Source organism: Bradyrhizobium sp. 170 (assembly GCF_023101085.1).
Lineage (GTDB): Bacteria > Pseudomonadota > Alphaproteobacteria > Rhizobiales > Xanthobacteraceae > Bradyrhizobium.
Window position 1 is genome coordinate 1,018,834 of record NZ_CP064703.1, and the last position, 15,699, is coordinate 1,034,532.

Annotated in this window: 11 protein-coding genes; 7 read left to right on the forward strand and 4 right to left on the reverse strand. The window is 63.5% G+C overall.

The annotated features are described in order from the left end of the window. Nucleotides 1-58 precede the first annotated feature (58 nt). The 4 genes from tolB (at nt 59) to pal (ending at nt 5,604) form a co-directional block, all read left to right on the forward strand. Nucleotides 59-1,390, forward strand: coding sequence for a Tol-Pal system beta propeller repeat protein TolB (gene tolB, locus IVB05_RS04860; protein ID WP_247786589.1), 1,332 nt, complete (start codon nt 59-61; stop codon nt 1,388-1,390). A gap of 181 nt (nt 1,391-1,571) precedes the next feature. Beyond that, nucleotides 1,572-3,905, forward strand: a complete 2,334-nt coding sequence (locus IVB05_RS04865; protein WP_247783312.1) for an EAL domain-containing protein — start codon at nt 1,572-1,574, stop codon at nt 3,903-3,905. A gap of 139 nt (nt 3,906-4,044) precedes the next feature. Next, nucleotides 4,045-4,782, forward strand: coding sequence for a hypothetical protein (locus IVB05_RS04870; RefSeq protein ID WP_247783313.1), 738 nt, complete (start codon nt 4,045-4,047; stop codon nt 4,780-4,782). A gap of 330 nt (nt 4,783-5,112) precedes the next feature. After that, a complete protein-coding gene (pal, locus tag IVB05_RS04875; RefSeq protein ID WP_247783314.1) occupies nt 5,113-5,604 on the forward strand; it encodes a peptidoglycan-associated lipoprotein Pal in 492 nt (163 codons plus the stop codon). Nucleotides 5,605-5,724: 120 nt separating this feature from the next. On the opposite strand, the gene IVB05_RS04880 is transcribed toward pal, so the two are convergent. Next, complete coding sequence (locus IVB05_RS04880; protein WP_247783315.1) at nt 5,725-6,597, reverse strand: alpha/beta hydrolase; 873 nt, start codon at nt 6,595-6,597, stop codon at nt 5,725-5,727. A 182-nt stretch (nt 6,598-6,779) separates the two neighbouring features. On the opposite strand from IVB05_RS04880, the gene ybgF reads away from it, so the two are divergent. Next, entirely contained in the window at nt 6,780-7,928 is a 1,149-nt protein-coding gene (gene ybgF, locus IVB05_RS04885) for a tol-pal system protein YbgF (protein ID WP_247783316.1), read from the forward strand. Nucleotides 7,929-8,000: 72 nt separating this feature from the next. Here the strand turns inward: ybgF and IVB05_RS04890 are convergent, their stop codons facing one another. Further along, nucleotides 8,001-9,269 (reverse strand): DUF892 family protein, encoded by a 1,269-nt coding sequence (locus IVB05_RS04890; protein WP_247783317.1) that lies wholly within the window; start codon nt 9,267-9,269, stop codon nt 8,001-8,003. A gap of 200 nt (nt 9,270-9,469) precedes the next feature. Between IVB05_RS04890 and tilS the strand changes: the two genes are divergently transcribed. Together tilS and ftsH are read left to right on the forward strand one after the other, a co-directional pair. Next, on the forward strand, nt 9,470-10,504 hold the full coding sequence (gene tilS / locus IVB05_RS04895; RefSeq protein WP_247783318.1) for a tRNA lysidine(34) synthetase TilS: 1,035 nt from the start codon (nt 9,470-9,472) through the stop codon (nt 10,502-10,504). Nucleotides 10,505-10,771: 267 nt separating this feature from the next. Beyond that, nucleotides 10,772-12,694, forward strand: a complete 1,923-nt coding sequence (ftsH, locus tag IVB05_RS04900) for an ATP-dependent zinc metalloprotease FtsH (protein WP_247783319.1) — start codon at nt 10,772-10,774, stop codon at nt 12,692-12,694. 180 nt (nt 12,695-12,874) lie between these two features. On the opposite strand, the gene IVB05_RS04905 is transcribed toward ftsH, so the two are convergent. Next, complete coding sequence (locus IVB05_RS04905) at nt 12,875-13,072, reverse strand: hypothetical protein (protein ID WP_247783320.1); 198 nt, start codon at nt 13,070-13,072, stop codon at nt 12,875-12,877. A 139-nt stretch (nt 13,073-13,211) separates the two neighbouring features. Beyond that, nucleotides 13,212-15,599, reverse strand: a complete 2,388-nt coding sequence (metE, locus tag IVB05_RS04910; RefSeq protein ID WP_247783321.1) for a 5-methyltetrahydropteroyltriglutamate--homocysteine S-methyltransferase — start codon at nt 15,597-15,599, stop codon at nt 13,212-13,214. Between the last annotated feature and the right edge of the window lie 100 nt (nt 15,600-15,699).

The window sequence follows — 15,699 nt, forward strand, 5'->3', positions numbered from 1 at the left end:
GCAATGACAGATATGAGCAAAGTTTGAAGCGATGACTGATAAAGATGGATTGCCGAACATGCTGTATCGCCCGAGCCGCCGTCAGGTCATTGCCGGAATGGCTGCGCTTGGCGCGGCCTCCGGCGGTCGCAATGCCTTCGCACAGGCGCCGAAGCGGATTCCCATTCCCGAAGGTGAGTTCGTTCCGCAACCGATCGCGATTCCGAATTTCGTGGCGGGCACGCCCGGCGATGCCGAGGTCGGCGTCGGCGTGGCGCAGGTCATCACCAACAACCTCAAGCGCAGCGGGCTGTTCGCGCCGATCGATCAGGCCGCCTTCATCGAGCGCATCACCAACATCGACACCGCGCCGCAATGGCAGAGCTGGAAGCAGATCAACGCAACGTATCTGGTCACGGGCCGGATGACGCGGCAGGGCGACGGCCGGCTGAAAGCGGAATTCCGTCTCTGGGATGTCAACCAGCAGCAGCAGCTCACCGGCCAGCAATACCAGACCTCGCCGGAATATTGGCGGCGGATCGCCCATATCATCTCCGACCAGATCTACGAGCGAGCGACCAGCGAGAAGGGCTATTTCGACAGCCGCGTCGTGTTCGTCCACGAAACGGGATCGAAGGAGCGGCGGGTCAAGCAGCTGGCGCTGATGGATCAGGACGGCGCCAATGTCCGCTACCTGACCAAGGGAAGCGATCTGGTGCTGACGCCGCGGTTCTCGCCGTCGACCCAGGAAATCACCTATATGGAATTCGGCCAGGGCGACCCGCGCGTCTATCTGTACAACGTCGAGACCGGGCAGCGCGAGATCGTCGGCAATTTCCCCGGCATGTCGTTCTCGCCGCGGTTCTCGCCCGACGGCCAGCGCATCATCATGAGCCTGCAGCAGGGCGGCAACTCGAACCTGTTCGTGATGGACCTGCGCTCGAAATCGACGACGCGGCTGACCGACACGCCGGCGATCGACACCTCGCCGTCCTATTCGCCCGACGGCAGCCGGATCTGTTTCGAATCCGACCGCGGCGGCAAGCCGCAGATCTACGTGATGGCGGCGACCGGGGGAGGGGCGCAGCGCATCTCGTTCGGCGAGGGCAGCTATTCGACGCCGGTGTGGTCGCCGCGCGGCGACTACATCGCCTTCACCAAACAGGGCGGCGGCCAGTTCGCGATCGGCATCATGAAGACCGACGGTTCGGGCGAACGGATCCTCACCTCGGGCTTCCACAATGAGGGGCCGACCTTCGCGCCGAACGGCCGGGTGGTGATGTTCTTCCGCGAGCCCGGCGGCAGCAGCGGGCCGTCCTTGTTCACCGTCGATATCTCAGGTCGTAACGAATTGCGGGTACCAACGCCCGGTTTTGCCTCCGACCCGGCATGGTCGCCGCTATTGTCCTGATGGAACCCGGCCGCGCGGGAGCACAATCGTTAATCGGCAATCATTGCCTAGCCCGCTGATTTTCCGGGCAAATTTTTGATGTGCGAAGCAAAAAGCAACGTCTCGGTAACGATGTTCCCTCAGAAAGGCTTCATCTGAGAAGGGTAGAACTACCTACCCTAACAGGACGCGTGCCCTGCCGATGCAGTTGGTCGACCCGAAAAAACGAGGTAGCCGGGAAGAGCCGGAGCCGGCGCTCTATGCGGCGCTGGTCGATTCCATGTGCCAGAATTTCTGGCCAATGTTCATCGGCTCGGTCAGCACCGCCGTCGCCGCCGTATTGACGGCGCTCAAGACCGGCAACGCGCTGTTGTGGCCGTGTGCTGTGCTCATCATCGTGATCGGCACGGTCCGCGCCTTCCAGATGCGCAAATACGAGCGGCGCACCCAGGTGCTGACGTTCGAGCAGGCCAAATATTTGGAGCCGCGCTATGCGACCGGCGCCATGGTCTACGCCAGCGTGCTGGGCGTCTGGTGCTTCCTAACGATTTTCGGCAACAACGACGCGGTCGCGCACATGATCTGCGTCGCGGCGACGGTCGGCTACACCGCCGGCGGCGCTGCCCGCAATTACGGCCGTCCCAAGCTGATCCAGTATCACATCCTGCTGGCTTGCGGCCCGATGTCTCTGGCGCTGGCGACGCATGCCGATTTTTTCTACATCAGCCTCGCCGCGCTGCTGGCGCTGTTTTTCATGGGCCTCAAGGGCATCAACCTCAGCCTGCACGCCATCTTCGTCAAGGCACTGACGTCGAGTTTTCGGGAAGCGGCGCTGGCCGGCCAGTTCGATACCGCGCTGAACAACATGCCGCATGGGCTCTGCATGTTTCGCGCCGATGGCCGGCTTGCGGTGATGAATCATCGCTTCAGCCAGATGATGAACCTCTCCGAGGATCTCATCCAGGGCGGCGCCAGCGCGCACGACATTGTCGCAGCCTGCATCAACTCGGATTCGATTTCGGCGGCGAGCGGCAAGATGATCCTGTCGGAGATCGTCAACACGCAGGCCCGCGACATGATCACCACCGATCCCGACGTCACGCGGGGCCGGTCGCTGTCTTGGACGTTCCAGGCGATGGAGGGCGGCGGCGCGGTCGTGCTGGTCGAAGACATCACCGAGCGCCGCAATGCGGAGGCCCGGATCAGTCATCTGGCGCGTTACGACGAACTGACGGCGCTGCCGAACCGGGTCAATTTCCGGGACGAGATCGGGCGGCTTCTGGCTGTGCAGCAGGGCGCCGAACAATTGTCGGCGCTGCTGTTCGTCGACCTCGACCAGTTCAAGCAGGTCAACGACACGCTCGGCCATCCCTGCGGCGACCAGTTGTTGTGCGCAGTGTCCGAACGGTTGCGCGAGATGCTGCGGCCCGAGGACTTCGTGGCGCGGTTCGGCGGCGACGAGTTCGTGGTGTTCCAGCAGAACATCCATTCCCCCGACGACGCCGCCGGTCTCGCCCGGCGCATCGTCGATCGCCTGAGCGAGCGCTACAAGATCGACAATCATCTGGTCGAGATCGGCGCCAGCGTCGGCATCGCCATGACCTCTCGCGGCGTCAGCGCCGATACGCTGTTGAAGAACGCGGACATGGCGCTGTACCGCGCCAAGGCCGACGGCCGCGGCACCTTCTGCTTTTTCCGGGAGGAGATGGCGCTGGTCGTCGAATCCCGCCGCATCCTCGAACTGGACCTGCGCAAGGCGCTGGCCAACGAGGAGTTCGAGCTGTTCTTCCAGCCGCTGGTCAATCTCAAATCGGGACGGATATCCACCTGCGAGGCGCTGTTGCGCTGGAATCATCCGGTTCGCGGCACGGTTTCGCCGACCGATATCATTCCGGTCGCCGAGGACATGGGCCTGATCGTCGATCTCGGCCGCTGGATTTTGCGCAAGGCCTGCATGGAATGCATGAAATGGCCCGAAGGCGTCAGCGTCGCGGTCAATTTTTCGCCGCAGCAATTCCATCAGCGCGACGTGCTGAGCGAAGTCCGCTACGCGCTCGAGGTCTCCGGCCTGCAGGCGAACCGGCTCGAAATCGAGATTACCGAGTCCTCGCTGCTGCGAAACACGCAGCTGACGCACGATGTGCTGTCGCAATTGCATTCGCTCGGCGTGCGGATCTCGCTCGACGACTTCGGCACCGGCTATTCCAGCCTGAGCTACCTGCATAATTTCCCGCTGCAGAAGGTGAAGATCGACCGCTCGTTCCTGGAAGGGATCGACAGCGATCGTCCGCTGACGCTGCTGCGCGGCGTGGCGCGGCTGTCGGCCGATCTCGGAATGTCCGTGGTGGTGGAGGGCATCGAGACCAACGAGCAGCTCGAATTGATCAGCGCCGATGGCGCGGTCACCGAGGCGCAGGGCTATCTGTTCAGCCCGCCGGTGCCCGCGGTGCGGGTTCGCCAGTTGCTGAATGCCTCGCATGGCCGCCGTCCGCCGGACAGCGTGCTGGTTCCGGTCGCCTCACGGTCCATCGCCTGACCTCCGATCCCCGTGAAAATACGGAGGAATTTGGCCTCACGGAGTAACCTTAACCTGTTGAAGGCTTTGCAATCTCGTTAACAAGCTGTTAATCCTTTACCCGCTCGTAGAGGTTGCTTGGAAGCGTTAGGAGTGCAGCATGAGGTCCCCGGCCGAGTTTAATACGGCCTTTGGACGGAGTTCGGACCTGTTGGATCAAGTCGACTATCGTCTAGCGCAAACACCGGAAGAAAAAGAAGAAATCTACAACCTTCGCTACCGTGCCTATCTTCGCGAAGGGGCTGTCAAGGAATCTCCCGCGCAGCGTGTTACCGATCAATATGACGATCTGCCGAATTCCTGGACTTTTGGCGTCTTCCTGTTCGGGGAACTCTACAGTTCCGTTCGCATCAGCTTGCTCACTTCGGAGTGGCGGGAGTCCTGTTCGGCAGAGGCATTCGGCGAAATTTTGTATCCCCGGCTCGATCGGGGCGAGGTCATCATTGATCCCGCGCGTTTCGTCGCCGACCCTGATAAGATCAAGCGCTTCCCTGAACTACCCTATCTGACGCTGCGGCTCGCCTATATGGCTTGCGAATATTTCAACGCCGATCTCGGGCTGGCGATCGTGCGTGCCGAACACCAGGCGTTTTATCGCCGCGTGTTCCTGCACGAAACCATTGCCGAACCCCGTATGTTCCCCGGCCTGCTCAAGCCGGTCGGACTGATGGCGGCAGATTTTCCGGCGATGAAGGAAAGGGTCTTCGAGCGCTATCCGATGATGCGATCGACCGCATTCGAGCGGCGGATGCTGTTCGAGCGCGCCGGCGGCCGGGCTGCACGGCCGGCCCGTGTCGCTTCCGCGTACGAGCGCGCCTCGATCGCTCCGAGTTCCTGAGCCGGACGGACCGCGGCAGAATCAGCTGCCCGGTCCGCGTCGGCTTCCTCCGCGCCGGCAACCCGGCAAGGCTTCCTCATCCCCGGGGGCCGGCGCATCTCGCCCCGATGTCCATGACAAAGCCCTAAATCTAGTGATTTGGGGCCGGTGCGCGCTTGCCTTCACCATCGCGCCACATTTACAAACCATTAACTATCGCGGTCGCTTTTCACGGTTTGTCGGCATTTGATCGGGTCTGGCAAGGTTCCATCAAGGTTGACGGAACGTTCGCTTAACCATCGACCTGTAGACCGGATAACAGTCGAAAAACGTGAGCGTGGAGGCTCCGGAATGAAATATCAGATGCGTATCCTCCAGGGATGGAAGCTGGCGGCCTTGGTCGCGGTGGCGCTGTCGATGGGCGCCTGCGCCAAGAACAACGTCGGCGCCGATGGCGCGATGGCGAGCGCGGCAACCCCGGGGAGCCAGCAGGATTTCGTGGTCAATGTCGGCGACCGCGTTTTCTTCGAGAGCGACCAGACCGAGCTGAGCCCGCAGGCGATCGCCACGCTGGAGAAGCAGGCGCAGTGGCTGCAGACCTACAACCGCTATTCCTTCACCATCGAAGGCCATGCGGACGAGCGCGGCACCCGCGAATACAACATCGCGCTCGGCGCACGCCGCGCCCAGTCGGTGCGGAGCTATCTCGCCTCGCGCGGCATCGATCCGAACCGCATGCGTACGATCTCCTACGGCAAAGAGCGTCCGGTCGCGGTCTGTAACGACATCTCCTGCTGGTCGCAGAACCGTCGCGCCGTCACGGTGCTGAACGCCGGCGCCTGACGCGTTCGACCTTTTTCAAATCTCAAAACCGGCGCCTTCATGCGCCGGTTTAACTGCACATTGCGCTTGCAAGCCAAGCGGATGCCGGCTCGCGCTGAGAAAACGCGTCAAGAAGTTAATCTAGCATCGCAGGATGAATTCCCGGATCACCCCCATCGCCCGTTCAGGCGCATCGGGCACCACGGCGTGCCCGCAATTCGCAAATCGTTCGAATTGCACCAGGTGCGGCGGCAGCGCGGTCGCGATATCCGCCTGGCTCTCGATCGGATGCATCGGATCGTCTTCGCCGCCCATCACAAGGGTCGGGCACTGAATGCGATGGAGGTCGGGGAACATGTTGAAGGTGTGGCTCTCGCCGCCCGGCTTTGCGGAAAAGTGCAGTGCCACCGCCGGCTTTCCGACCGTACGGCTTCCGAGGTTCGGGTCGCGCGGCGTCCGCGTATAGACGGGGAAGGCGAGCCTTCGCCAAGCGTCGACCGCCGCCTGATCCCTCGGGTTGTTGACGTCCAGAAACCTGCTGCGCGCGAGCGCGCCCACTTCGGGCCCGCCGAAGCGCTCGAACAGCGCCACGCGCCGGTCAAGATAGGTGTCTCCAGCGGCTTCGGTGCTGATCACCACCAGCTTTGACGGGTGGTCGGGATGGCGCGTGGCATAGGCCAGCGCGACCATCCCGCCGAAGGATGTGCCGAGCACGATCGGATTGATGATGCCAAGTACGTCGCAGAACGCGCGCACGTCGTCGCCCCATTGGGCCAGGGTCCAGCCCTCTCGCGGGCCGTCCTCGCTGCGGCCGTTGCCGCGGTGGTCGAGATAGACGATCTGGGCAATGTCGGCCAAGGCGGAATAGGCAGGCTTGAAAATTGAATGATCAAAGCCCGGACCGCCGTGGAGGAGTAGCAAGGTGGGCTTTTCCCGCATCGCGGGCCCGTCCGGAACCAGCTTCGCACCCTCGACATCGAAGAACAGCCGCACCCCGTTCACGGATATGTGCATGAGCGGATCTCCCTCGATTTGTGAACGGTCCGCCGAGCCCGGCGGCTTGTCTTGAAGCGGATACTAAACCATACCGGAACTCAACGAACCGAATCGGAAATGCCAGTCACAATTCTGGCGCACTCGCTATCTCAATAGTGTTCTGCTTTCGTTTGACACGTGATTTTCGTCGTCAGGGCAAAATGTCATCCAGATTCCTCAATGCTGCCGGTGCCGCGGCGATCGCCGCGATGCTGGGCTTGTCTGTGCAGACCTCGTCCGCACAGATCACATTCCCGTGGGAGCGTTCTCCGCAAAGCTCCCCGCAGGTCCAGGGGCAGTCTGATGACGCCGACCTGGAAATGCGGATCCAGCGGTTGGAAACCCAACTCCGGCAACTGACCGGCCAGAACGAGGAGTTGCAATACCGCAACCGGCAGCTCGAGGATCGGCTGCGCCAGCTCGGCGCCGCGCCGCCGGCGCCAGGCGGCCAGCCGCCGACGGCGCAGCCCAGCGTGGCCGCGGCGCCGCCTCCAGTTCAACCCGGCCCGCCGCAGGGGCAACAGGGCTATCCGCAACAAGGTTATCCGCAGCAGGGGGCTCGCCAGCAGCAGGGCTATCCGCAGGCCCAACCCGGCTACGACCAGCAGCCGCAGATCGCCTCTCCCGCGCCGATCGCACAGGACCCGGCAGCCCCGCAGGCCGGTGGCCGGCGCCGTGGCGATGCCTTCGATCCCAGCCAGAATCCCAACGCCCCCGGCGCGCCGCGTGCGCTTGGCGGCGGCCAGATGCCGATCGGAAACGAGGCGTCGATCGGCGCGCCGAGCGGACGCGGTCCGGGCGAGCCGCTCAATCTCGGCGGTCCGCGCGATCCCGGAGGCGCCTTTCCGCCGCCCGTCGCCGCCGCACCGCCACCGCGCGGCCCCGGACCCGGCGCCAGCGCCGCGCTGACCACACTGCCGCCCTCGGCCACGTCGAAGGACGAATTCGATCTCGGCATCGGCTACATGCAGCGCAAGGACTATGCGCTGGCCGAAGCGACGATGAAGAACTTTGCGCAGAAATATCCGAGCGATCCGCTGGTCGCGGATTCGCAATACTGGCTCGGCGAGAGTCATTTCCAGCGCCAGCAATATCGCGACGCCGCCGAGGCGTTCCTCGGCGTGACCACCAAGTTCGACAAGTCGGGCAAGGCGCCCGACGCGCTGCTGCGGCTCGGCCAGTCGCTGGCGGCGCTGAAGGAAAAGGAAGCCGCCTGCGCAGCGCTCGGCGAGGTGACGCGGAAATATCCGCGCGCATCTGCCGGCGTGAAGGCTGCCGTGGACCGTGAGCAAAAGCGGGTTAAGTGCTGATCTGCCGTGTCGACGATTGGTACTGATTTCTCTTGCGGCCCATGGTGGACCGCAAGAGCCTATCGCAGCGATCTATTCCGCCTGCTCGATCGCAGCCGGCATTCTTGCCACTGACATCAGTGATCGCGCCACCTGGTTGAGAAGCTGATCCGAGTTCTCCTCTTCGGCCAGCGACTTCGACAACAGAGCGACGACCGCGCTGTGGCGCAGTTGCTGGGCGATATTTTTCGCAGTCGTATAGGCCGACATCTCGTAATGTTCGACACGTTGCGCCGCGCCGATCAGCGCGAGATCGGCCGCGGCGTCTTCCTTTTTCTCGCCTTCGGCCATGACCTCCTGGCCTTCCTCGATCAACCCCATCATTCCCTTGCACGGTTTCGCGCGGGCTGTCTTGCCGAGTAGATCGAAGCACTCGTTGATGCGCTCGACCTGGTTTTCGGTCTCGACCAGATGCTGCTCGAACAGCTCGCGCAGCTGATCGAAGCGCGCCGCCTCGGCCATTTTCGGCAGCGCCTTGGTCAGTTGCTTTTCCGCATGCAGGATGTCGCGGAGCTCATCGATCAACAGATCGTTCAGCCCGGCCTCGTCGGCCGGCGGCGAGCTTTCCGTGACGATGGCGCTGGCGGCGCCCTGTTCGGCCTGAATGGCCGGCGATTCCGTGAATACCCAGCCGTTGCCTTCGTTCCAGGGCCCGCGGGTGTCGATCTCGCCATGCTCACCGGTTCCGGTGGAATCGTTGAAGAACTGGTCGACCAATCCCGGCGTCGGTGCGATGCGGCCGATGCTGAAGGCCGGCTTGCTCATGCTCTCGAGCGCCAGCGAGAACGCCTTCATGTGGGTGATTTCCCGGGTCATCAGGAACTGCAGGGCGTCCTTGGTGCCGGCGTCATCGCAGAAATTGATCAGCCGCTCGTAGACGATCTTGGCCCGCGCCTCGGCCGCGATGTTGCTGCGCAGGTCGACGTCGAGTTCGCCTGTTACCTTGAGGTAATCGGCCGTCCAGGCGTTGCCTTGCGAATTGAACAGATTTACCCCGCCACCACCTGCAATGGCGACGAGCGGATCGGCTTCGGCCGCTTGGCGGTCGAACTTCATGGGCTTGAGGTGCATGCGCGCCAGCGTGCCGACGATTTCAAGATGACTCAGTTCCTCGGTGCCGATGTCCATCAAGAGATCCTTGCGGTCCGGATCCTCGCAATTGAGCCCCTGTATCGAATACTGCATAGCGGCCGCCAATTCGCCATTGGCGCCGCCGAACTGTTCAAGCAGCATATTGCCAAAGCGCGGGTCGGGTTCATCGACGCGGACGGTGAACATCAATTTCTTGACGTGGTGATACATGGGATGGCCTCGAAGGTTGGGATGATGAGTCCCCGAACGGCACGCTCCGTGCTTTGTTCCTAACTAAACCGTGTGGGGCATAGGCCGTGCTCCGGCTCAATCGGAACTGGTCTCATGCAGCGGTTGATGGGGTGGCCTGCGTCTTGCGATCGTCGGCGGATGGCTCCAAACATAGGCGTTCCCATTGCGCCGGCCGAGCCATGCCCGATCCTGACCAGTCCCCGATCTCGGTGCCGCAAGCGAAAGCTCTGTTCGCACAGTGGAAGGCCGCGCCCGCGCTCGTGCTGGCGGTATCCGGTGGTCCCGATTCCCTTGCCCTGATGTGGCTCGCCGCCCGCTGGCGCCGTGCGCTTTCGCGCGGGCCGCGATTGATCGCCGTCACCGTCGACCACGGTTTGCGCCCCGAGGCCGCACGCGAGGCGCGCGACGTCAAGCGCATCGCGCGTACGCTCGATCTACCCCATCGAACGTTACGCTGGACCGGGACCAAGCCGAAGACCGGCTTGCCGGCCGCAGCCCGCGCGGCGCGCTATCGGCTGCTGGCGAAAGCCGCGCAGGCGAGCGGCGCGACGCACATCCTGACCGCGCATACCCGTGACGACCAGGCCGAGACGCTGTTGATGCGGATGCTGCGCGGCAGCGGCATCGCCGGTCTCGCCGCGATGGCGCGCGAGACCGAGCGCGAGGGCGTGTGGCTGGCGCGGCCGTTGCTCGACGTTCCGAAATCCCGGCTCGTTGCGACGCTGGGCAAGGCGAAGATCGCCTTTGCCGACGATCCCACCAATCGGGACATGAACTTCACGCGGCCGCGGCTGCGCGCGTTGATGCCTGCGCTGGTCGAGGAGGGCGGCGACAGCCGAAACCTGGCGCGGCTGGCAACAAGGCTGGCACGGGCGAATGCCGCGATTGAAGTGCTGGCCGACGGCGCCGAGCGCTATCTCGCCTTGAGAGATCGCGATGATGCCTCGCGCTTCGGATTCGATGCCGCCGCGTTTGCCGGTCTGCCAGAGGAAATCCGGCTTCGGCTGCTCAAGCGCGCAATTGACCGGGCCGGTCACGAAGGGCCCGCGGAACTCGGCAAGGTCGAAGCGCTGCTGGCGGTGCTGGACCGGGCCATTGCGAATGGCGAGAGGCAGACAAGGCTGAAACAGACGCTGGCGGGGGCGGCGATCAGCTTGACGAAGGGGCGAATTCATGTCGATTCAGCACCGCCGCGGAGGGGCAACCGGGCGTGAGAAGCGTTCTCATACCGCAATATCAGCGATATCGGGACGAAGAGCCTTAACCACCTCGGAAAAACCTCGGCTTTTGCGTCATTTTTTGACCGGGAATCGCGTTAAGATGCGTTAAATAGTCCCGTGTGGTTCCCTTGGCATTGACCCGGACGCCACCTAGATTGGGTGCAGTGGACCGGGGATTCTCGCCTCACTACCCAAGGAATACTCAAGGGTTTACTGCCAAGGATATAGGGCCGCGATCCGCGCGACCACGAAGGAAGATCAATGAACGCCAATCTGCGCAACTTCGCCCTCTGGGTCATCATTGTTTTGCTGCTGTTGGCATTGTTCACGCTTTTCCAGAATCCCGGTCAGCGCACGTCCTCGCAGGACATCTCGTTTTCGCAGCTGTTGAGCGAGGTCGATCAGAACCGCGTTCGCGACGTCGTGATCCAGGGGCCGGATATCCACGGCACCTTCACCAACGGCTCCTCTTTCCAGACCTATGCGCCGAACGATCCGACGCTGGTGAAGCGCCTCTATGACGGCAAGGTCTCGATCACCGCGAAGCCGCCCGGCGACAACGTGCCGTGGTTCGTCTCGCTGCTCGTCTCCTGGTTGCCCTTCATCGCGCTGATCGGCGTGTGGATCTTCCTGTCGCGCCAGATGCAGGGCGGCGCCGGCAAGGCGATGGGCTTTGGCAAGTCGCGCGCCAAGATGCTGACGGAGGCCCATGGCCGCGTCACCTTCGAGGACGTAGCTGGCGTCGACGAGGCCAAGCAGGACCTGCAGGAGATCGTCGAGTTCCTGCGCGACCCCGGCAAATTCCAGCGTCTGGGCGGACGGATTCCGCGCGGCGTGCTGCTGGTCGGCCCTCCCGGCACGGGCAAAACCTTGATCGCGCGTGCGGTCGCGGGCGAAGCCAACGTGCCGTTTTTCACCATTTCGGGTTCGGACTTCGTCGAAATGTTCGTCGGCGTCGGCGCCAGCCGCGTCCGTGACATGTTCGAGCAGGCCAAGAAGAATGCGCCCTGCATCATCTTCATCGACGAAATCGACGCGGTCGGCCGTCATCGCGGCGCCGGTCTCGGCGGCGGCAATGACGAGCGCGAACAGACGCTCAACCAGTTGCTGGTCGAGATGGACGGCTTCGAGGCCAACGAGGGCGTGATCCTGATCGCGGCGACCAACCGTCCCGACGTGCTCGATCCCGCGCTGCTGCGTCCCGGCCGCTTCGACCGTCAGGTCGTGGTGCCGAACCCTGACGTCGTCGGCCGCGAGCAGATCCTGAAGGTTCACGTCCGCAAGGTGCCGCTGGCGCCGGATATCAACCTCAAGACCATCGCGCGCGGTACGCCGGGCTTCTCCGGCGCCGACCTGATGAACCTCGTCAACGAGGCCGCGCTGACCGCCGCCCGCCGTAACAAGCGGATGGTGACGCAGGCCGAGTTCGAGGAAGCCAAGGACAAGGTGATGATGGGCGCCGAGCGCAAGTCGCTCGTCATGACCGAGGAAGAGAAGCTGCTGACGGCTTTTCACGAGGGCGGCCACGCCATCGTAGGCCTCAACGTCGTCGCGACCGATCCGATCCACAAGGCCACGATCATTCCGCGCGGCCGCGCGCTCGGCATGGTGATGCAACTGCCCGAGCGCGACAAGCTGTCGATGTCGCTCGAGCAGATGACGTCGCGGCTGGCGATCATGATGGGCGGCCGTGTCGCGGAAGAGCTGGTTTTCGGCAAGGAGAAGGTTACGTCCGGCGCCTCTTCGGATATCGAGCAGGCAACGCGACTGGCGCGCATGATGGTAACGCGCTGGGGTCTGTCTGAAGCCCTTGGCACCGTGTCCTACGGCGAAAACCAGGACGAGGTGTTTCTGGGCATGTCGGTATCCCGCACCCAGAACGCATCGGAAGCCACGGTTCAGAAGATTGACACCGAGATCCGGCGCTTTGTCGAAGAGGGCTACAACGAAGCAACCCGAATCCTCACCGAGAAGCGCGAAGACCTCGAAACCCTGGCAAAGGGCCTGCTCGAGTTCGAGACGCTGAGCGGCGACGAGATTCAGGACCTGCTCAACGGCAAGAAGCCCAACCGCGAGTCGGTGCTGGAGCCGAGCACGCCGCGCGCCTCCGCCGTGCCGCCGGCCGGCAAGCCGCGCCCGCGTCCCGATCCCGACCCGGGGCTGGAGCCGCAGCCGCAGGCGTAAGCTGGCAGCATTCGAATAGAGAAACGCGGCGGAAACGCCGCGTTTTTTTATGTCGGCGATGTCATCGTTAGCCATGGCGTGGCTCGGCACACCATGGCACGTGTGCGCCACAAGAGAGAGCGTCGGCCGAGCCGCGCCTGTCGCGCCCATCGGCCCAAGCGCCCGTACATGGGAGATGAGTTATGCCTTCGCCGGGGCGCCGAGATGCACGGCCAGGATATGCTCCGGCGTCTCTACCACTTCGATCGTCTCCCCGTCGCCGCCGACAAAGGCAAGAACGGTGCACTCGCCGTCGCGTGACATGCTGCCGACGAGCGCGATATTGATATGGACGGGCTGCCCCGTCTCGAACCTCGTGCATTGAATCCAGAAGCGCATCGCATTCTCCTCGATCTTTCGCGGTGATCATAAGGACAGTTGTAGGGTGGGCAAAGCGAAGCGTGCCCACCATCTTGCGGAGTGCAGATGGTGGGCACGGCGCAAAGTGCGCCTTTGCCCACCCTACGCAGCTCCTGTGCTACGCCAGCGCCCGCAATTCGCGAGCCGCCGCCACCATGTTGACGAGCGCGGGCCGCACCTCTTCCCATTTGCGGGTCTTCAATCCGCAATCCGGATTGATCCAGATCTGGGCGTCGGAAAGCCGCGCTCGCGCGAGCTTGAGCAGGCCGGTCATCTCGCCGATCTCGGGTACCCGCGGCGAGTGGATGTCGTAGACGCCGGGGCCGATTTCGTTCGGATAGCGGTAGTCCCTGAACGCGTCGAGTAATTCCATCTTCGAGCGCGAGGTCTCGATTGAAATCACGTCAGCGTCCATCGCGCCGATCGCGCCGATGATGTCGTTGAACTCCGAGTAGCACATATGGGTGTGGATCTGCGTCTCGTCGCGCACGCCGGACGAGCAGAGGCGGAAGGCGTCGACGGCCCAGTCCAGATAGGCCTTCCATTCGGATTTGCGCAGCGGCAAGCCTTCCCGCAGCGCCGCCTCGTCGATCTGGATCATGCCGGCGCCGGCAGCCTCGAGATCGGCGACCTCGTCGCGGATCGCGAGCGCGATCTGCCGGCAGGTCTCGCTGCGGGCGATGTCGTCGCGCACGAACGACCAGTTCAGGATGGTGACGGGGCCGGTCAGCATTGCCTTCATCGGCTTTTTCGTCAGTGACTGGGCATACTGCCACCACTCGACCGTCATCGGCTTCGGGCGCGAGACGTCACCGAACAAAACCGGCGGACGGACGTAGCGCGATCCGTAGGATTGCACCCAGCCATGGGTGGTGAAGGCGAAGCCCGCGAGCTGCTCGCCGAAGTACTGCACCATGTCGTTGCGCTCGAACTCGCCATGCACGAGCACGTCGAGACCGATGGTTTCCTGCCACTCTACCGCCTGGGCCGTCTGGTCCTGCAAATAAACCTTGTAGACTTCATCCGTCAGCGTACCGCTGGCGTGCGCGGCGCGCGCTTTCCTGACTTCGGGCGTCTGCGGAAACGAGCCGATGGTCGTGGTCGGGAAAGCCGGCAGGTTGAAGCGCTCGTGCTGAACGCCGGCGCGGTCGGCGAAGGGGCTGGCGCGGCGGCGCATGGCGTCATCGATGCCGGCGATGCGCGCCGCCACCTTCGCATTGTGAATCCGCGGCGAGGCCTTGCGGGCGGCGGCTGCCTGGTCCGAAGCTTTCAGGCTGGCCTCGACCGCTCCGCGTCCACCGGCGAGCGCCGTCCCGAGCGTCGTCAGCTCCTCGAGCTTCTGTACCGAGAACGCCAGCCAGCTTGTGACTTCGGAATCGAGCCCCGTTTCCAGCGCCAGATCGATCGGGACATGCAGTAGCGAGCAGGAGGGTGCGATCTGCACACGCTCCCTGCCGCGTTTCGCGATCACGGGCGCGAGCCGGTCGAGGATCCGGCTCAAATCCGCGCGCCAGATGTTTCGGCCATCGATGATGCCGAGCGACAGCACGCGGTCATCCGGAAAATCGGCGAGGCCGTCGATCTGTTCAGGCGCGCGTACCAGGTCGAGATGCAGGCCGGCGATGGGCAGCGCCAGCGCGGTGTCGCGGTTGCCGGCCAGCCCGCCGAAATAGGTCGCGAGCATGATCTTGAGCTGCGGCACCGCGTTGGCGATCTCTGTATAGGCGTAACGCAGTGCCTGCTGGGCGACGATGTCGAGGTCGAGCACGAGGCATGGCTCGTCGATCTGCACCCATTCAGCGCCCCGGTAGGCCAGTTCGCGCAGCACGTCGATGTAGACCGGCAGCAGCCGGTCGAGCAGCGACAGTGGATTGAAGCTGGCGTCCTTGCTTTTTGCCAGCTTGAGAAACGTGACCGGGCCGACGAGCACGGGGCGGGTCTGATAGCCCAGCGCCTTGGCTTCGTCGTATTCCTCGATCGGTTTGCGAGAGGCGAGGGTGAACTGCTGATCCTTCGTCAGTTCAGGCACCATGTAGTGGTAGTTGGTGTCGAACCATTTTGTCATTTCCTGCGCGGGCACGCCGTGCGCGGCGTCGTGCCCGTGATGCGCATGGTCGCAGCTCGCCTCGTGCGTTGTGCCTTGCGCGCCGCGGGCCATTGCAAAGTAGGTCGCAAGCGGGACCGGGCCGCCGTTCCAGCGATAGATTTCCGGTATCGCGCCGACCATCACTGACGTGTCGAGCATCTGGTCGTAGAAGGAGAAATCGTTCGACGGGATCACGTTGACGCCGAGTTTTTTCTGGCGCGCCCAGTTGGCGGCGCGAAGACCGGCGCCGGCTTCGATCAGCGCCTTCTCGTCGATCGCGCCGGACCAGAAACTTTCCAATGCGAATTTCAGCTCGCGGCGCGGGCCGATACGTGGTGTGCCGAGGGAAGCAACGGGAAGCGAGGAAGTGGAGATCGTGGAAGGAGACGACGTAGAAGATGGCGATGTAGAAGAAGACATTGGCTTAACCCCAAAAGTTGGGGGCAAAGGCCGAAGTGACACGTCTGGATTCCGCGGACGGCGGAGCGCGCGCGGAATCGCAACCGCACCACCGGGACAC